Annotated in this window: 14 protein-coding genes; 11 read left to right on the forward strand and 3 right to left on the reverse strand. The window is 56.6% G+C overall.

All coding sequences use genetic code 11. The annotated features are described in order from the left end of the window. Nucleotides 1–36: 36 nt before the first annotated feature. The 3 genes from ABC383_RS27960 (at nucleotide 37) to ABC383_RS27970 (ending at nucleotide 3,983) form a co-directional block, all read left to right on the forward strand. Complete coding sequence (locus ABC383_RS27960) at nucleotides 37–1,407, forward strand: O-antigen ligase family protein (protein ID WP_413019254.1); 1,371 nt, start codon at nucleotides 37–39, stop codon at nucleotides 1,405–1,407. 97 nt (nucleotides 1,408–1,504) lie between these two features. Further along, nucleotides 1,505–2,749, forward strand: coding sequence for a glycosyltransferase family 4 protein (locus tag ABC383_RS27965; protein WP_413019255.1), 1,245 nt, complete (start codon nucleotides 1,505–1,507; stop codon nucleotides 2,747–2,749). Further along, a complete protein-coding gene (locus ABC383_RS27970; protein WP_413019257.1) occupies nucleotides 2,724–3,983 on the forward strand; it encodes a glycosyltransferase family 4 protein in 1,260 nt (419 codons plus the stop codon). The genes ABC383_RS27965 and ABC383_RS27970 overlap by 26 nt, the downstream gene beginning before the upstream one ends. Before the next feature lie 190 nt (nucleotides 3,984–4,173). Here the strand turns inward: ABC383_RS27970 and ABC383_RS27975 are convergent, their stop codons facing one another. Next, nucleotides 4,174–5,505, reverse strand: coding sequence for a hypothetical protein (locus ABC383_RS27975; protein WP_413019259.1), 1,332 nt, complete (start codon nucleotides 5,503–5,505; stop codon nucleotides 4,174–4,176). Between the two features lie 472 nt (nucleotides 5,506–5,977). On the opposite strand from ABC383_RS27975, the gene epsL reads away from it, so the two are divergent. The 6 genes from epsL (at nucleotide 5,978) to ABC383_RS28005 (ending at nucleotide 13,233) form a co-directional block, all read left to right on the forward strand. Beyond that, nucleotides 5,978–7,231, forward strand: coding sequence for an XrtB/PEP-CTERM-associated polysaccharide biosynthesis outer membrane protein EpsL (gene epsL / locus ABC383_RS27980; protein ID WP_413019261.1), 1,254 nt, complete (start codon nucleotides 5,978–5,980; stop codon nucleotides 7,229–7,231). A 505-nt stretch (nucleotides 7,232–7,736) separates the two neighbouring features. Continuing rightward, on the forward strand, nucleotides 7,737–8,519 hold the full coding sequence (gene epsE, locus ABC383_RS27985; RefSeq protein WP_413019263.1) for a polysaccharide export protein EpsE: 783 nt from the start codon (nucleotides 7,737–7,739) through the stop codon (nucleotides 8,517–8,519). 137 nt (nucleotides 8,520–8,656) lie between these two features. Further along, entirely contained in the window at nucleotides 8,657–10,012 is a 1,356-nt protein-coding gene (gene epsF / locus ABC383_RS27990) for a chain length determinant protein EpsF (RefSeq protein ID WP_413019264.1), read from the forward strand. Nucleotides 10,013–10,068: 56 nt separating this feature from the next. Continuing rightward, nucleotides 10,069–10,938, forward strand: a complete 870-nt coding sequence (locus tag ABC383_RS27995) for a polysaccharide biosynthesis tyrosine autokinase (protein ID WP_413019266.1) — start codon at nucleotides 10,069–10,071, stop codon at nucleotides 10,936–10,938. A gap of 83 nt (nucleotides 10,939–11,021) precedes the next feature. Further along, the gene (gene gmd / locus ABC383_RS28000) at nucleotides 11,022–12,107 is read left to right on the forward strand and encodes a GDP-mannose 4,6-dehydratase (RefSeq protein WP_413019268.1); all 1,086 of its coding nucleotides are present in this window, start codon (nucleotides 11,022–11,024) and stop codon (nucleotides 12,105–12,107) included. 7 nt (nucleotides 12,108–12,114) lie between these two features. Continuing rightward, nucleotides 12,115–13,233: a GDP-L-fucose synthase family protein gene (locus ABC383_RS28005; RefSeq protein ID WP_413019270.1), complete on the forward strand. Its 1,119-nt coding sequence runs from the start codon at nucleotides 12,115–12,117 to the stop codon at nucleotides 13,231–13,233. A gap of 47 nt (nucleotides 13,234–13,280) precedes the next feature. Here ABC383_RS28005 and ABC383_RS28010 read toward each other — a convergent pair whose 3' ends face one another. Further along, complete coding sequence (locus ABC383_RS28010; RefSeq protein WP_413019272.1) at nucleotides 13,281–14,180, reverse strand: LysR family transcriptional regulator; 900 nt, start codon at nucleotides 14,178–14,180, stop codon at nucleotides 13,281–13,283. Between the two features lie 142 nt (nucleotides 14,181–14,322). Between ABC383_RS28010 and ABC383_RS28015 the strand changes: the two genes are divergently transcribed. Continuing rightward, nucleotides 14,323–15,525 carry a 3-hydroxybenzoate 6-monooxygenase gene (locus ABC383_RS28015; protein ID WP_413019273.1) on the forward strand — a complete coding sequence of 401 codons (1,203 nt, stop codon included), beginning with the start codon at nucleotides 14,323–14,325 and terminating at the stop codon, nucleotides 15,523–15,525. Nucleotides 15,526–15,626: 101 nt separating this feature from the next. On the opposite strand, the gene ABC383_RS28020 is transcribed toward ABC383_RS28015, so the two are convergent. Then, on the reverse strand, nucleotides 15,627–15,854 hold the full coding sequence (locus tag ABC383_RS28020) for a DUF3072 domain-containing protein (protein ID WP_194715214.1): 228 nt from the start codon (nucleotides 15,852–15,854) through the stop codon (nucleotides 15,627–15,629). 359 nt (nucleotides 15,855–16,213) lie between these two features. On the opposite strand from ABC383_RS28020, the gene ABC383_RS28025 reads away from it, so the two are divergent. Then, nucleotides 16,214–17,341, forward strand: coding sequence for a porin (locus ABC383_RS28025; protein ID WP_413019275.1), 1,128 nt, complete (start codon nucleotides 16,214–16,216; stop codon nucleotides 17,339–17,341). Nucleotides 17,342–17,410: the final 69 nt, after the last annotated feature.

Consider the following 17,410-nt stretch of genomic DNA (forward strand, 5'->3'; position numbering starts at 1 on the left):
TAAAGCTTAGCGTCTGCTTATCCAAGATGTGGCTGGATGATGACTGACCATCAGCTGGCTGCGACAGCCCGGTATGCAAAGGCGACTGCTGCGGGCAGCAACGAACTCGTCATGAGCGAGTACTGGTTCCTGGTCGGCGTCGCGTTTTTCGTTTTCTGGGCAATAGATCCCCTGCTGCTTGGGTTGGACAACACGCCGTTGGTCAAGCACGTGCCGCTTGCTGTGCTTTTTCCCGGCCTGCTCCTGAGCGTTTCAGGCGCCCTGCTATTTTCCAGTCCTGTGCGGCAAGTAATGATCAGGGAGTTGTGGCGCGATAACCGTGTGCTTTTCTGCTTTACAGCATTCGCACTTGGCGGCAGCATCGTCGCAAGAGTCATGGACGGAATCCCGAATTCATTTGCGACGATGGGCCTGTTTCCCCTGTTGGCGCCGGTCACTGCGTGGCTTATTCTAAGAAGCCGCGCCCCGCACAAGATGGTGCGTATGGTCCTCCATATTTTTTTATTCTGGGCCATCATTGCCGCGCTGACGCAGATCGCTGAAATTGGGAACGGTGTGATCTTTCGTTTCCATAACGCGGAGCACATTGTATTGCCGGCCTTGATGTTTGTGATCCTTGCGGCGCGATCGGGGTTTGGCAAGGCATCAGCGATGGTGTTCCTGATCGTCGTCACCATCGCTGCACGGAAGAATACCGCTTATCTGGTGTTCCTGATCTCCATCGCTTACATGGCCCTCCTGCGTCTGCGCGAGCTAAGGAACAGTACGAGGGACACGGTCACCCGTTGGGCCGTATGCTGGAACAGTCTGATTGTGGCGGCTGCCTTATTGCTTACGCTGGCGGCCAGCTATCTCTATCTGAAGGAATCGAAACAAGGTGGCGTACCGTCGGGTAACCCGGAATACCGGCTAGTCACCTATGAGAGGGCTTGGAACAAGTTTCTGGCCTCGCCGGTCGTTGGCAATGGCTTCACCGGGCCGGCCTCAGAATTGTTCGGCGTCTACGAGGTCGCCGTCGATACCCAGGTGCTGCCCACGCATAGCGATATCCTCGACATCCTTGCCAACGGCGGAGTTATTGCACTAGGGCTTTGGGGCGCTATTTACCTGCGTCTCGCAAGACGGTACGTCGATATTGCCACTCCGCTTTCGCGCATGCATGCGGGAATGGTGTTCGACCTGCATACTCTTATTGTCATGGTCTTTGCCGGTGTATTCACATGTTCCTTCAACCCCATACTGAATGCGCCAAACTTGGCGGGCGCCTACTGGATGCTCGTAGGCATGCTGCAGGCAGTGCTGCTGCTTCTGAAGGGTGAGGAAACGGAGCAGACATTGATAGCAGGCATGCGTGCGGTTGACCGAAACGACCGCTTACCCGGGAAGTCCAAGAGCGGACAGTGGTAAACCGAGCGCTTCTGCGAGAATCCTCCAGGTTCTTCGTCAGCGCGACCGAGATCTAGCCACCGCCTGTTCTTAATCCGCATTTCTTTATTGCGATCAAATGAAAATGTCCTTACGGATTCTCGTCGCGCACAACAGCTACCAGTGGCACGGTGGAGAAGACGCCGTAGTGCAGGCAGAAGTTGCGCTGCTGCGCCAGTACGGCCATGAAGTACATGTTTATCGTCGGCATAATGAAGAAATCGGCGGTATCTTCAACCTGCGCATGGCAGCACAGGCGCTGTGGTCTAACCGGACAACAAAAGATATCGACCAGCTGCTTCCGGCGTTCCGACCGGACGTCATCCATGTGCACAATACCTTCCCGCTTATATCGCCTTCGCTCTTGTGGTCTGCTGGCGCAACACCGGTGGTGCAGACCTTGCACAATTTCCGCCTCTTATGTCCACAGGCGATGTTTCTCAGGGACGGAAAGATCTGCGAAGCTTGTCTTGCGCGGTCACCCTGGCGTAGCGTGGTGCACCGCTGCTATCGCGGATCGACGGTGCAGTCCGGTGTGGTGACAGGGATGCTGATGCTCCATGCACGCTTGGGCACTTACCGAAACAAGGTCGCACGTTATATCGCTTTAAATGGCTTTTGCCGCGACAAGTTCATTGAGGGAGGGCTTCCTGCCGAAAGGATTGCGATTAAGCCCAACTTTGTTAACGTCGATGCAGCCCCATCTGCATTGCCCCGCAGCGGCGGGCTTTTCGTTGGAAGAATTTCGTCCGAAAAAGGCATCGAGGTGTTACTCGCCGCATTGCATCGGCTTCCGGGCAAACGGATTCGCGTCATTGGGGACGGTCCCAGAATGGCTTGCTTGCAGGCGCAGCCTGGCGTACTTGTGCTGGGTGCGATGAGCCGTGAAGACGTACTAGCCGAAATGCGCCGCGCCGCTTTCCTTGTGATGCCAAGCATCTGGTACGAAACCTTCGGACTGGTATTGATCGAGGCGTTCGCATGTGGTCTGCCTGTCATTGCCAGTCGTCTTGGGGCAATGCAGGAACTGGTGCAGGAAGGGTACAACGGCCTGCTTTTCGATCCCGGGTCGGACGGCGACCTCGCTCGAGTAATCGCCTGGGCTGAGACGCACCCCGATGAGATGCAGCACATGGGGCGCAACGCACGCGACACATACATTGAGAAGTTCACACCGGAAAAAAACCATCAAATGCTGCTGACTATCTATCGCGAGGCCATTCAAGGTACGTCAGGCGGTCGGGACTTCGCTCTGACAAATGAAAGTACAGCAAGCAAAGCTACCCCACGAGCCCTGCATGTCCATTCCGACAATGATGAGTAAACCTGGGAACGGCATAGACGAGGATGTCGTCACCACAGCTGCAAATTCGGCGTCCACCATTGCAATTGCATCATTGATGCGTTACCACGGCACGACCGGCTTGCAGACGCACGTGCGGGCGTTCGAGGCTTATTTGAATGCCCGCCGGCTTCCGAATGTGGTGCTGACACCTTTCGCGGCGTCAGCGTGGCAGCTCTATCCGGTCTTTGGAATGCGCAAGTTGATTGCGCCATTGATGGCGACGGCGGGCGTCTGGTGGCACATGACTTGGCACGAGGCATTTTTGCTGCGGGTGCTGCGTCGGGAACTGATGAAGCGTTCCGACGTGGCCATCTACGCCCAGTGCCTTTCCTCAGCCAGCGCCGCGCTCAGGGCAAGGAGCAGTGCTTCACAACGGGTGATACTCGCGGTGCATTTCAATGACTCGCAGGCAGAAGAATGGGTGGGAAAGGGCTTGATGAAGCGCTCTGACAGGATGTACCGCGCGATACGACAGTTCGAGGCCTCCGTGCTGAAGCGCGTAGACGGCTTGGTCTTCGTATCGGAATTCATGCGGCGCACCTTGTTTGCTCGCTATCCGGACCTATGCCAGATTCCGAATGTGGTCCTGCCAAACTTCATAAAAGACCCCGGACCGGCCAAGGGCATGCCGGATGCAGATCTGATTTGCATCGGCACCCTTGAACCACGCAAGAATCAAGGCTATCTGATCGATATTGTGGCAGCCGCGCTGCGGGCTGGCCATGAACTTCGTGTCAGCATTGTTGGCGATGGCCCGGACCGTGCCATGTTGCAGAAAAAGACGCGTGATCTTGGTGTAGCGCATCTGGTGCGCTTCACGGGTTTTGTTCCAAATGCTGCCGGTTTGATTGCACACCATCGGGCATGCGTCCATGTCGCGCTGCAGGAAAATCTGCCAATGACTTTGGTAGAAGCGCTGGCGTATGGCGTGCCGGTATTTGCCACGCCCGCGGGCGGTGTGCCTGAAATAGTGGAGGATGGCGTCAATGGACGCCTGATCGGGCATGCCGATCCGGCAAGTGCTGCACAGGTCATTGTTGAATGGCTGAGCTCTCCAGAACGCATGTCGGACGCTGGCGCGGCGGCACGAAGCGGATTTCTGTGCAGGTTTGAAAGCGATGCCGTGGCTTCACATCTCGTCTCATTCATTCAAGGACAACCCAATGGAGAGCCCGCCTCCGCACCAGCCAGTACCGTTCCTTCACATGGCTAACTTGCACACAGCCGGGCCACTGAACGGACTGCGGGCTGCGCCTGACGGCGCGAGTGCCGGTGCACTGCTTCCCGGGCAGCCGCTGGCACCGCGGCTCCGTGTAACGTCCCTACACCGGCCAATAACAGTACTGCATCCTATACTGCCGTGCAGTAAGGCCCGATGCCATCGGTTTGATCGCCATTGCGACTTATCGACTTTCAAGCAGGACGGGCTCCATGCCGATGGTCACGGTTTGGCCGCCGGTAACCGCCGCGCTAGGACCACTGAGTGTACGCATGCGGACCATACCGGATGGGGCAACGAAGGTCGAGGTTTCTCCCGTGCTCCATACCATCACTGCCTGATACCCGTTAGCGCGTGTGATATGGCACTGATACACCTCATCGTTCGCTACGCAAGGCGTGAAGCGCGCGCCTGTCATCCATTTGTAGACTTCGCGGTAAGCGACCCCGGGCTTAAGCTCCTGTTTATTGAGCTTATCGTACAGACCACCCCATTCCGCGGAATCCCAGGCATACCAAAAGCTGCGCGCGACACCTTTCGAGTAGCTCAGGGCGATATAGCGTGCCAGCCACGCAGACTGCTGGCTAGGATCAGCTCCCATGGGCCACGTGGAACTGCCCCAACTGTGCTCAGTGTCCCACAACGGCTGGTCGGATATGCCATACCTGCTTTGAATCGCACGCATGCTGTCAATCAAATTGCTCAGAGATTCGGGCGGGCCGTAAAGATAGCCGTGGAAGCTGGTGATATCACTATAGGCGGCACCTCCTGCGGCAAAGTAGGCGCCGGTCCACCGATACGCGTTCGTTCCCTGTGGCGCCGGCGTCAGGACTATGCCTCCCGCGTCTTTAATCACGGGATAAGCGGCTCTCGCCATGGCCACCATCTGGTTCATGGAACCCTGCCAGTAGTTGGCGGCATTGGGTTCATTCCACAATTCCCAATACTTGATCTTGCCTTTATAGCGGGAGGTGATTTCGGTAACGAAATGAAGCCAGGCTTCTGCGTAGGGTGCAAAACAGGTCCCGTTCGCAGCGCCATTGCACGTGCCGGTCGGATTAGTCGATGCCCACGTTGGCACATACCCAAAGGTATAAACCATTTCTACGCCTCGGGAAAGCGAGTCGGCGACCAGGGTGTCCAGGCTGGCCCAGTTGTACTGGCCTGGGGCGGGGTTGAGGTCTTTCCAGTTGGTGCCGGGATAATTGTCCCAAATACGTTGCGTACCGAAGGCCACGGAGGGCCAGCCAACGTAACTTTGGGCAATAACATGCATCCCGAAGAATTGACTCGGAACAGCGACAGCGCTCAAGTCAGGTGCTTTATAAGGCAGCCCCGTTGGATTCGCGCCCAGGCTGGAAGCGGAATTGTGGTTGCTAGTGTCGTTGGGGAGCCCTGCGTTCTTTAGAGCAGTCGTATCAATTGCCGAACCGGCTCCAGAGGCGCCGAGCAGCGCGGCAAGGCCCGCAACCATCACCAGGCGGACGTAACCGGTTTCGATTTTTCTCGTATTCATCCAGAACTTTCCTTGAAAGGCGAATATTGAAGAAATTCCATTTAACATTTACGGACCAGCCATTGGTTAGTGACAAAATGGTCTTATGGAAATGAATGTTCTTGGTGAATCTATTCAATTTCATGTATGCAGGAACACAAGCTGGTGACAGGCATACAAAATAAACAAAAAGAAACAAATCTCAGCGACCGTGGAATGAAGAATGATTCGCTGCGTGCGTGCTGTGAAAAAGTGAAAATTCCATAAGGCAATCGGGACTGCAGTCGGTGAAAAGAGACGTGGCCTGCAGCCATGACTAGGCCACGTCCAGCTCAATCGCTGCTAAGAACGCAAACATTCTCGTATTCCCGCCAGAACGCCATGAGTCGGTAAAAGAGCTTTTTTGGATTAAACGCTGATCCTGATGCATCTGCAATGTCATCAATGCTTCGTGATATGGAACTTTTTATACCAATCTTCTACTACCATAAAGATGTGCATCGAAAAATTAAAAACATTCCACATGCAGCAGGATTTGGTTTCTCTTCATTGCAAAATAATCAGTGTCATGTTCATCACAGCGGGCATGACGGTTGCTGGAATGGCATATGCCGAAACGGCACATACATTCCAGCCATTCGTTGAATATTCGACTCTTTATCAAGACAATGTTTTACGCCTGCCTGATACGCTGCATTCGAAGAATGGTACTGAACAGAAAAAACTTTCGGATGTCAGCCATAGACTAGAAATGGGCGTGCTGATCGATATCGACTACAGCCGCCAGAATTTCACCGGCTGGATAAAAGAGAATCTGACTAGATACCAAGATTTTAAACAACTCGATTTTAACGGTGTAGACCTGATGGCCAACTGGAAGTGGAATCTAGGTAGTCATTTCTCGGGAAACTTTGGTGCGACCTATCTGAGGACACTTGCGCCCTTCACAGATTTCCATGAGTTAGAAAAAAACCTGCGAACGGAGCAGCGCAATTATTTGGATGGCAGTTGGCTCTTTCATCCAAGTTGGGCATTCCAAACCGGTGTCAGCCGCTATCAACTGACCCATGATCTTCAGTCTCAACAATTTTCGGATCGCGTTGAGAACCGTGGCGAAGCACGGCTGGACTATGTGGGGCGTACTGATAGCAAAACAGGGATTATGTTCGGCTATACCAAGGGTAGCCTGCCGAACTGGGGTCAGTTACAAGAAGCCGCAGGCGCGAATAATTATGCTCAATATGAAATAAAAGGCGACGTCAAGTGGAATCTTTCATATAAAACATCGTTTCAATTTGTTGGGGGAAAAGTGTACCGAAAGGTAGAGACAGCTCCCGGCAAGGATTTTAATGGTGCTAACGCGCGTCTCCGTATTGCATGGCAGCCCACCAGTCAGGTCAATATGAATATCACGGCATGGCGTGAAATCAGTGCAGTTGACTATTTGGATGCGCTTTATGCAATCAACAAAGGAATCAGCATTACGCCGAATTGGAATGTGTCCGAGAAATTAGCCATCGCGGTTGAGCTCAAACATCAGAGACGAGAATTCACCAGTGCTAGAGCTTCATCATTTACAGGAGTAAGAGAAGATACTTTAAATGATCTCACAGTAGGGGTTACATATCGTCCATTACGTAATATGACGGTTCAAATGGCAGTCTTTCACAACACTAAGTCATCCGCTGTAGAACTCTCGAGATATTCCAATAACGGTGTGATGGTAAGCATGCAACAGAAATTCTAAGGTGTCGACGTCAGAATGAAGTTCTTGCAATATTTCATGGAATGATTCTATTCCATTGTTTTTCCGCCTAAGATGCAAAAAATTCCATGATTCGAGAGAATTGAATTAAAGCAAAGGTGATGGGTGCATAGCCAGTTTTCGTTGTAATAAATTTTTTTGCAAAAAAATATGAAGAAAGCGCAAATTTTTCCGAGATGAATTCCGAAGTTTTCTTGCGCGATTAAGACAAAATAAAAATTTTTCAGAGTATCGTATCGTTCTAAAGTAATACGCAATAATTTTCGATGTTATATGATTGGATTTTGCTTGTTTGCCGCAATTGAGCGTTCGCTTGAGGTGGTCGAAAACCTGAGAATTCGCCGGAAATGCGAAATACAAAATGCGGTATGGGACAGGAAATTTAAATGAGAAAGAGACTTGGCTCTGCCTGATTAGTGAATGACAAATATTCTATAACGTTGTCCGGTGTAATACGTCTTTATTTCAAAGGTACAGCGAAATGACAATGGCTCTGAAGATCCTTATTGTTGCATCAGTATTGATGTTCTCTTCTATCGCCAATTCCACTGAACTCAAACTGGGGGTCGGCGACTTGCTGCGGATTCTGGTATTTGAGCACGCTGATCTGACATTGGATACGAAGGTACAACCGGACGGGCAAATAGCGCTTCCTTTGATCGGTCAAATAAATGTTGCGGGTGAGTCTCCGCAAGCTGTGGGCAAGAAAGTCGAGGAATTACTTGAAAAGGGCGGATTTATCAAAAACCCGAGGGTAAGCATCCTTCCGACCTTGCTGCAAAGCCAGCAGGTGTCGGTGCTTGGACAGGTGAACCGCCCAGGCAGGTATCCGCTCGACGGCACCCCGGAAATTGCCGATATTCTCGCGCTTGCCGGCGGAATCAGCGCCGAAGGAGGCGACATCGTCACCGTGATTCATAACGGCCCGGGAAAGAAGAAAAGTGAAGTGGTCAATCTAGTCGAGTCGGTTCGTTCCCCTGATAGCGGGTCCGGCATAGAGATTCGGCCCGGCGACGTGATCTATGTCGAGCGGGCACCGCGTTTCTATATCTATGGGGAGGTGAAACAGCCGGGGGTGTACCGTCTTGAGAAGGACATGACAGTGCTTCAGGCCTTGTCGGTAGCTGGTGGGCTCAATCAACGCGGCACGGAAAGAGGCATACGTATCAAGCGCCGTGACCCAAGCGGCAAGATGCTGGCGCGGGATGTAGGCAGCGATGAGGTGATTCAAACGCAGGACGTTGTCCATGTGCAGGAGGCGCTGTTCTAGTCGACGCGTTTGCAGATTTTTCTCTGCGGCAGGGACGGCCCCTGGCACGCGGTGTCAGACCGGGGCTGTGAGCCAAGTAAAGAAGTATCGATGAAATCGGCAATGAAGCGCCCGCATTGCCTTTAACAGGAAGAAAAATGATGAGCCTTCGCGGATTGTTCATGGTGTTGAAAGCGCGCTATGGCATCGTCCTTGCGACCATAGCTACTGCGCTTGCTATTGCGGTGGTGACGAGTCTGTTACTGCCAAAGACCTACACGGCGAACACATCGCTTGTTCTAAATTACACCGGCGCCAATCAGGTGACCGGCATGACGATGTCAGGTCAGCTACTGCCGGCTTACCTCGCCACGCAAGTCGACATCATCAAGAGTCCTAGAGTTGCAATGCAGGTAATAGAGTCGCTAAAACTGGCGGACGATCCCCTTTTCAGAAGGGCTTATGACGAACCCAAGGAGCCAAAGGAAGGCATCACGGACTGGTTGTCTCAACGTTTGCTGAAGAAGCTTCAAGCCATTTCGGCTCGCGATAGCAGCGTGGTCGAGATTCGGTTCAGCGCCCAAAATCCGCAACTCGCCGCTCGCGTGGCAAATGGTTTTGCAAGCGCTTATCAGCAGATCAGCATGCAACTGAAAGCAGAGCCGGCCAGGATTGCAGCCGATTACTTCGACAGTCAGATTCTTGAGCTGCGTGAGCGGGTGGAGAACGCCCGCAACGCGCTGTCGGCTTACCAGAAGGAATACGGCATCATTAACGGGGAATCCCAGTTCGATCTCGAAACCGGACGCCTGAACGACATGGCGACACAACTGGTGATAGCGCAGGCCCAGGCGGCAGAAGCGACCTTCCGAGGACGGCAAGCGCGAGGGAACGGGAGCACGTCGCCGGACGTGCAATCCAATTCGCTGATCCAAAATCTCCGTGCCAGCCTCGCTGTCGCAGAGGCGAAGTTCGCTGACATATCGCACAAGCTGGAACGCAATCATCCGCAATACCAGGCCGCAAGCTCGGAGGTGGAGAGCCTGCGCGAGAATTTGAACGCGCAGATCAAAATCGCTTCCCAGGGTGTATCAGGTAATGCACGCATACTGGAACAGCGCGAAGCCGAACTGCGCAGCGCGCTTGCAGCGCAGAAAGCCCGGGTGCTGCAACTGAACAGGGACCGGGACAAACTCAAGATGCTGAACGCCGAGATAGAGACGGCCCAGCGGGGATATGAATTGGCCACACAGCGCCGCACGCAGACCGGATTCGAAGCGCGTGCAAGCCAGACCGATGTCGTGATACTCAGTCCCGCGGTACCACCTGCCTTACATAGTTCGCCCATGCTGCTGCTCAATATCGCTGCTGCATCTGTGCTCGGTGTCGTAATGGGCACGGGCCTGGCCCTGTTGCTGGAGACATGTGATCGCCGTTTCCGAAGCGCACGCGATGTCGCTGACTTAATGGATGCGCCATTGCTTGGTGTGGTGCAGTGGCGGCAAGGTGCCTGATTCCTGCGATGTCGTTCAATCAAGGCCGACTAAGCACAATGCAACCGGAGTTGCCGATGAATGACCAGACATTTATATTGCACCAGGCCGTTGCTGATCGGAACGCGCTTATAGGCGCTGTGCTGGTCGAATCCGGGCAGCTCAGTACGCAGCAAAGAGACCAGGTGATTCTGGAGCAGCAATCCACAGGCTTGCGGTTTGGAGAGGCTGCACAAGCATTGGGCCTGCTTGATAGCGTTGCCGTTGATCGTGCACTGGCGCGCCAGTTTGGCTATCCGGTCATGCCTGTCGGAGCCGGCAGTCTTGCTACGCAACTCAGCATGGCCTATGAACCGTTTAGCCGACAGTCGGAAGCCGTCCGTAGCATCCGCAGCCAGCTTATGCTGCGTTGGTTCAACGAAAGCCGGAAGACGCTTACGATCGCCGGGGTGTCAGGCGGGGAGGGCGTCAGCCTGTTTGTTGCCAACTTGGCCATCGCGTTTTCGCAGCTTGGCAGGAATGTGCTGCTGGTCGATGCGAACTTGCGCCAGCCGAGCCAGCGTCGAATCTTTGGCATCCAGGAACGACCGGGCCTGGCAGACATGCTGGCGGGACGCAGTGCACATGCCGCGATCACGCGCATCGCGCCGTTTCCTGGCCTGTCCTTACTCCAGGCAGGTACCTTGCCGCCGAATCCTCAGGAATTGTTTGCCCGCGATGCGCACGATTTATTGCAACGTACCGTCGTGCGCGCATACGACATTGTGTTGTTCGATGCACCAGCGTTTTCGGTATGTGTCGACGCGCTATCGCTTGCCGAGCGTTCACAAGGTGTGCTGTTGGTGCTCCGGCGTGATCGAACCGCTGTGTGTGAAGCGCAGGCGGCGGCCCAACTAATTTCCGAATCCGGAGCGCGCATGATTGGCACGGTGCTGGTCGATAGTTAGTAGCACGAACCGGATGCCTGCGCCCTGCTTGGTTCTCGTCTCCATTTCCACTGTGTTGTTATTCTTAGCCAAGGGAGTTGCTAATGACGAAGCGAGCACTGATTACCGGAGTCACCGGACAGGATGGCGCCTATCTTGCCGAATTCCTTTTGAAGAAAGGATATGAGGTCCACGGAATCAAACGACGCGCCTCACTGTTTAACACGGATCGGATCGATCACCTGTACCAGGACCCGCATGTCACAAATCGCTCCTTCTTCTTGCATTATGGTGATCTGACTGACTCGACCAACCTGATCCGCATTGTGCAGCAGGTGCAGCCTGATGAAATCTACAACCTGGCTGCGATGAGCCACGTGGCAGTCAGCTTCGATACTCCCGAATACACCGCGAATGCCGATGGCATCGGTACACTGCGCATCCTGGAAGCCATTCGCATCCTTGGCCTGGAGCAGAAGACGCGCTTCTATCAGGCATCGACCTCAGAGCTATATGGTCTCGTTCAGGAAGTGCCTCAGACAGAGAGGACGCCGTTCTATCCACGCAGTCCCTATGCAGTCGCCAAGCTTTATGGCTACTGGATCACGGTAAATTACCGCGAGGCGTATGGCATGTATGCGTGCAACGGCATCCTGTTCAATCATGAAAGCCCGCTTCGCGGGGAGACGTTCGTCACCCGCAAAATCACGCGCGCCCTTGCCCGTATCAAGCTGGGCCTGCAGGCATGTCTGTATCTTGGCAATCTGGATGCATTGCGTGACTGGGGCCATGCGAAGGACTATGTCGAGATGCAATGGCTTATGTTGCAGCAGGCGCAGGCGGATGATTTCGTCATCGCTACTGGCATGCAGTACAGCGTGCGTGACTTTGTCAACGCGGCGGCTGAGGCGCTTGACATGCCGATCCGCTGGAAGGGAAGCGGCGTTGGGGAAGCTGGCGTGGATCGCCACGGAAAGGAAGTGGTAAAAGTTGACAGCCGCTATTTCAGACCTACTGAAGTCGCCACCTTACTCGGCAATCCAACCAAGGCACGCGAAAGGCTTGGATGGACGCCGCGCACGAGTTTCCACAAACTGGTGGCGGAGATGGTCATGGAGGACCTGAGGAGCGCCTCTCGTGACGAGCTAGTAAAAAAGAACGGCTATCCTGCATACGATCATTTTGAATAGGTCCACCATGCACAAGAACGCAAAAATCTATGTTGCGGGCCATTGCGGCATGGTCGGCTCGGCTATCGTGCGCAGACTGAAGGCAAGAGGTTACGATAACCTTCTCTTCAGGAGGCGCGAGGAACTTGATTTGCTGAATCAGCATGCGGTGCGGGCATTCGTGCTGTCGGAAAAACCGGATTTCATTTTCCTCGCCGCCGCGAAGGTAGGCGGCATACATGCCAACAATGTCTATCGCGCTGATTTTATCTATCAGAACCTGGTGATCGAAACAAACGTGATTCAAGCGGCGCATGAAGCGGGTGTGAGCCGTTTGCTGTTTTTGGGATCGAGCTGTATTTATCCCCGGGACTGTGCGCAGCCGATTCGCGAGGAGTATTTGCTCACCGGTCCGCTGGAGCCAACGAACGAACCCTATGCGATTGGCAAAATTGCCGGCATCAAGTTGTGTGAGAGTTACAAATCCCAGTATGGGCGTGAGTATGCCGCAGTGATGCCAACCAACCTGTACGGCATCGGCGATAACTATAACCTGCAGGCCAGCCACGTCCTGCCGGCGCTGATACGCAAGGTGCATCTCGCACGTCTGGCAATGGAAGGCGATATTGCGGGTATCCGGCGCAATGAACGGCGTTACGGTCGGATTCCCGACGAGGTACTCTCCAGCCTTGGCTGCGAGCGCGACAACAGCCAGCTTGTGGTCGGTCCGGGCGCAGCCGGGTCGAAAGCGTCGATCATTCTTTGGGGTAGTGGAACACCGCGCAGGGAATTCTTGTTTGTCGACGACCTTGCCGAGTGCTGTGTTCATCTGATGGAAACCGGCTATGCCGGACCGCTGCTCAATGTAGGTACGGGCATTGACCTGTCCATCCGCGAACTGGCTATGATGGTGATGCGGGTAATCGGCGTAGAGGGTTCACTTCAGTTCGACAGCAGCAAGCCTGATGGCACGCCAAGAAAGCTGCTGGACGTATCACGGCTGGCCGACACCGGATGGAATGCTCATACCAGCCTTGAGCAGGGCATCGCGATTGCCTACCAGGACTTCATTGCGCAAGAGACGTCAGTTAATGAAATGCAATCGCGCGCTGGCGAATCACCCGACCGGCTCACCCGGGCGCTTTGAGGCCCGGCGTTAACCCCGATGTGGAGTGCATCCATGAAATGACCGGCTCAGCCCGGCCCACCAAACAGCTCGGCCAGCGCGCGCCGCAGCCAGACATTGCCCGCATCCGCATGAAAGCGCTCATGCCAGTGCTGCTTGACCGCGTAAGAGGGCAGCGCCACCGGCGGCGCCAGCAGGCGTATCGCTTCCTGCGACGCCAGCGTGTTGCCCAGCCGCCGCGGCACGATCACCATCAGCTCGGTCTGCGCCACGATGCGGGCCACGCCCAGGAAGCTGGGCAGACGCAGCACCACTTCCCTCTGCAGGCCCTGCTGCGCCAGCGTCCTGTCAACGATGGAATGGCCGGTGCCGGAACTGCCGACCACGATATGGGCTTCCTTCAGGAAGGCGGCCTTGCCCAGTCTTTCACCGATGCGCGGATGGTTCTTCGCCGCCAGGCAGACGAAGTCCTGGGTGAACAGCGTCTGCTGATAGAAGCCCGCCTCCAGGTCGGGCATGAAGCCGACCGCGATGTCGGCTTCGCCGCTTTCCAGCCGGCGCGGGCTGTCAGTGGAAATCTTCTCGATCTCGATATGCACGCCGGGCGCCGCCTTGCGCAAATGATTGAGCAGCGTGGGCAGCAGCACGATCTCGCTGATGTCTGTGATCAGCAGCCGGAACACGCGGCGCGCGCTGGCCGGGTCGAAGGCTACGCGGGCGCCACGGGTGCGTTCCAGCATTGCCATCGCGTCGCGCAGCGCCGGATAGATCTCGCTGGCGAACGGCGTCGGCTCCATGCCGCGCGATGTGCGGCAAAACAGCTTGTCGCCATAATGCTGGCGCAACTTGTTGAGCGCGATGCTGGCCGTGCCCTGCGCCATGCCGCGCCGCTCGGCCGCGCGGGACACGCTGCCGGTCTTGTAGATCTCGTCGAACAGGTTGAGCCATTCCAGGTCCAGCTTGGCCATGCCGCTTCCTTCCGCCACCATTATTGAAAAATGCAATCCGGCATATTAAGTCACGCGCTTGACGGAATAATAGGGCAGGCAGAAACTCGCTCTCCATTCAGCCAGCAACGCAAAGCCGCTTCCCGCGGCGATTGGAGACAACATGCAGCAACGATCCGGATCTCTTCCCGTACTAATCGCCGGCGGCGGCATCGGCGGCCTGGCGGCCGCGCTGGCGCTGGTGCGCCAGGGCTTTGTGGTCAAGGTGTTGGAACAGGCGGCGCAGCTGGGCGAGATCGGCGCCGGCATCCAGCTCGGGCCGAACGCGTTTTCCGCGTTCGACGCGCTGGGCATCGGCGAGAAGGCGCGCGGCCGGGCGGTTTATACCGACGAAATGGTGATGCATGATGCGCTCGATGAAAGCCTGGTCGGCCGCATTCCCACCGGCGAGGCATTCCGCCAGCGCTTCGGCAACCCGTATGCGGTGATCCACCGTGCCGATGTCCACATGTCGCTGCTGGAAGGCGTAAGGGAATCGGGCCTGGTGGAACTGCAGACGTCCACTGCGGTGCAGCGGGTCGAGCAGGACGAAACCGGCGTCACCGTCTACGACGGCGCCGGCAACCGGCACCGCGGCCTGGCGCTGATCGGCGCCGATGGCGTGAAGTCGGCGGTGCGGCGGCAGTATGTCGGCGACGAGGCGCGGGTGTCGGGCCACGTGGTCTACCGCGCCGTGGTTGACCGCGAAAACTTCCCGGCCGACCTGCGCTGGAACGCCGCCAGCATCTGGGTCGGACCCAACTGCCACCTGGTGCACTATCCGCTGCGCGGCGGCGAGCAGTACAACGTCGTGGTGACCTTCCACAGCCGGGAGAAGGAGGAGTGGAGCGTGCGCGAAGGCAGCCGCGAGGAGGTGCAGAGCTATTTCGAGGGCATCTGCCCGAAGGCGCGCCAGCTGATCGACCTTCCCAGGGACTGGAAACGCTGGGCCACCGCAGACCGCGAGCCGATCGCCCAATGGAATTTCGGCCGCGTTACGCTCTTGGGCGACGCCGCCCATGCCACGCTGCAATACCTGGCCCAGGGCGCCTGCATGGCGCTGGAAGACGCGGTCACGCTGGGCGAAGCGCTGCGGGTGCAGGACAACGACATCGGCAAGGCATTCGACCTGTATCAGCGCTCACGGGTAGCGCGCACTGCGCGGGTGGTGCTGTCGGCAAGGGAGATGGGCCGCATCTTCCACGCCAAGGGCGTGGAGCGCCTGGTGCGCAACGACCTGTGGAAGGGCCGCACGCCGGAACGCTTCTACGACGCGATGGAATGGCTGTACGGCTGGAATGTGGGGAACTGCCTGGCGGACAGGTAAGGGCAGGGCGGGCCGGCCAGGAGAACCTGCGCGGTTGCCCGGCAGGCTGTTTCCGCCAGGCTGGCACGGGACGGCGTCCCGCGCCAGCCTGGCCGCCGCGCTTACTTCGTTTCTTCCAGACCGCGGCCGGTCTTGTGCTGCAGTTCATCGATGCGCTTGGATGCATCGGCCTTGCTGAGCGTCTCGTCCATCTCCACGCCGGCTTCTTCCGACAGGGTTTTCAGATAGGACTTCTGCGCCCCAGTCATGGGCTCGTCGCCGGTGGTCCAGTCCTTCGGGTCTTTCACCATATTGCTGTGGTCGGCTTGGTCTTGGGTGTGCTTGTCCATGTGATTCTCCGGATTACTGTTTATATGTACAGTATTCGAGGGGTGGGGGCGGTGAAAGTTCCAGGGTTTTTCCGGAAATATGCGTTTTTATGATTAGTCTGGCATCTGAACAGTTGTCTTCAAAAGTGATGCAAATTTATACAGATTGTGTTGCGCCACAGCGTGCTTCGCCGGTGTTAGTGCCTTGCGCAAGGTCTCCCGGTCCCGCCTGGCCTACCGTTTCTCAGACAGCAGGAAGAGCCGGCGCGCCCTTGCTCCGCTGTGCTTGATGCCGCAAGGAATCTCGGGCACGGCTTTTGCGATAGGAGCGGCGCATCCGATTACGGATGCCTGACCTTATCCATCCAGAGGAGACAACAATGCACCCTAAGCTCAAAAAATCGTTATGCGCGATGTTCGTGCTCGGCGCCGGCGCAGCCCATGCGCAGACCGCCGTCAATGTGTATGGCATCGTCGACGCCGGCATCGTATCGGTGAACAACCAGCGTGCCGCATCCGGCAACACCGGCAGCGTGACCGGCCTGAGCTCGGGCGGCATCAGCCCCAGCATCTTCGGCTTCAAGGGCAGCGAGGACCTCGGCGGCGGACTAAAGGCCAACTTCAACCTCGAAGGCCATTTTCTTTCCAACTCCGGCGCCGGCAGCCAATGGGGCGGCCTCTTCGGCCGTCAGGCCAACGTCGGGTTTTCCAGCAACCTGGGCACCGTCGCGTTGGGCAAGCAGTATTCCCCCGCGGTGCTGGCCTACGCTTCCACCGACCCGCGCGGCCTGAAGGAAACCTTTTCCGGCTTGCTGTCGTGGGCGCTGACGCAAGTCCCGCTCAACACCGGCGCCGCCGCCGCGCCGGCCAACTCAACCTCTGTGATCGACGTGTTCGTGGCCAATGCGATTTCGGTCGGCACCAAGGTCGGCGACCTGAACCTGAACGGCTCCTACAGTTTCGGCGAAGTCGCCGGCTCCAGTACGGAGAACCGCACCATTGCGCTCGGCGCCACCTACACCGGCCCGCTGACCCTGTCCGCCGCCTACCAGGCCGACAATGGTCGCAGAACCGCCACCGCCGGCGGCAGCGGCGTCCAGACCAGGAAATACAGCGTCGGCGCCGGCTACACCCTGGGCGACGCCACCCTGACCGCCAACTACCTGGACAACGAGAATACCAACCCGGCCAACGACGCCCGCCTGGCCCGTTACCAGGTCACCGGCCTGGGCCTGAACTACCGCACCGCGCCAAACAATGCCGCCACCTTGGCGTTCTACTATTCAAAGAACAAGGAGGGCAGCAACGACAACTCCAGGACCCTGATCCTGAGCGACGACTATTCCCTCTCCAAGCGCACCACGCTGTATGCGCTGGTGGCAGGCGTGAAGGCCGGCAGCGGCTATACCTTTGGCTCGCCGTTCGGCGTGGCCAATGACAAGGTGCTGCTCGGCGCGGCGGACAAGAGCACGACGGCGTTCCAGGTGGGCGTGAGGCACACGTTCTAAGCTAAAAACTTCGCCAAGGGCCTGCGCATCTACCGGATGACAGGCCCGGCCCATCGCCGCGCGGCGCAG

This window comes from Noviherbaspirillum phoenicis, assembly GCF_047237965.1.
Classification (GTDB): Bacteria; Pseudomonadota; Gammaproteobacteria; order Burkholderiales; family Burkholderiaceae_D; genus Noviherbaspirillum_A.

Excerpts from the sequence above, each read along its gene's own strand:
- ABC383_RS28010 (WP_413019272.1), bottom strand. The coding sequence starts at position 14,180 with ATGGCCAAGCTGGACCTGGAATGGCTCAACCTGTTCGACGAGATCTAC.
- ABC383_RS27960 (WP_413019254.1), top strand. The coding sequence starts at position 37 with ATGATGACTGACCATCAGCTGGCTGCGACAGCCCGGTATGCAAAGGCG.
- ABC383_RS28005 (WP_413019270.1), top strand. The coding sequence starts at position 12,115 with ATGCACAAGAACGCAAAAATCTATGTTGCGGGCCATTGCGGCATGGTC.
- epsL (WP_413019261.1), top strand. The coding sequence starts at position 5,978 with ATGTGCATCGAAAAATTAAAAACATTCCACATGCAGCAGGATTTGGTT.
- ABC383_RS28020 (WP_194715214.1), bottom strand. The coding sequence starts at position 15,854 with ATGGACAAGCACACCCAAGACCAAGCCGACCACAGCAATATGGTGAAA.
- gmd (WP_413019268.1), top strand. The coding sequence starts at position 11,022 with ATGACGAAGCGAGCACTGATTACCGGAGTCACCGGACAGGATGGCGCC.
- ABC383_RS27975 (WP_413019259.1), bottom strand. The coding sequence starts at position 5,505 with ATGAATACGAGAAAAATCGAAACCGGTTACGTCCGCCTGGTGATGGTT.
- ABC383_RS27965 (WP_413019255.1), top strand. The coding sequence starts at position 1,505 with ATGAAAATGTCCTTACGGATTCTCGTCGCGCACAACAGCTACCAGTGG.
- epsE (WP_413019263.1), top strand. The coding sequence starts at position 7,737 with ATGGCTCTGAAGATCCTTATTGTTGCATCAGTATTGATGTTCTCTTCT.
- ABC383_RS28025 (WP_413019275.1), top strand. The coding sequence starts at position 16,214 with ATGCACCCTAAGCTCAAAAAATCGTTATGCGCGATGTTCGTGCTCGGC.
- ABC383_RS27995 (WP_413019266.1), top strand. The coding sequence starts at position 10,069 with ATGAATGACCAGACATTTATATTGCACCAGGCCGTTGCTGATCGGAAC.
- ABC383_RS28015 (WP_413019273.1), top strand. The coding sequence starts at position 14,323 with ATGCAGCAACGATCCGGATCTCTTCCCGTACTAATCGCCGGCGGCGGC.
- epsF (WP_413019264.1), top strand. The coding sequence starts at position 8,657 with ATGATGAGCCTTCGCGGATTGTTCATGGTGTTGAAAGCGCGCTATGGC.
- ABC383_RS27970 (WP_413019257.1), top strand. The coding sequence starts at position 2,724 with ATGTCCATTCCGACAATGATGAGTAAACCTGGGAACGGCATAGACGAG.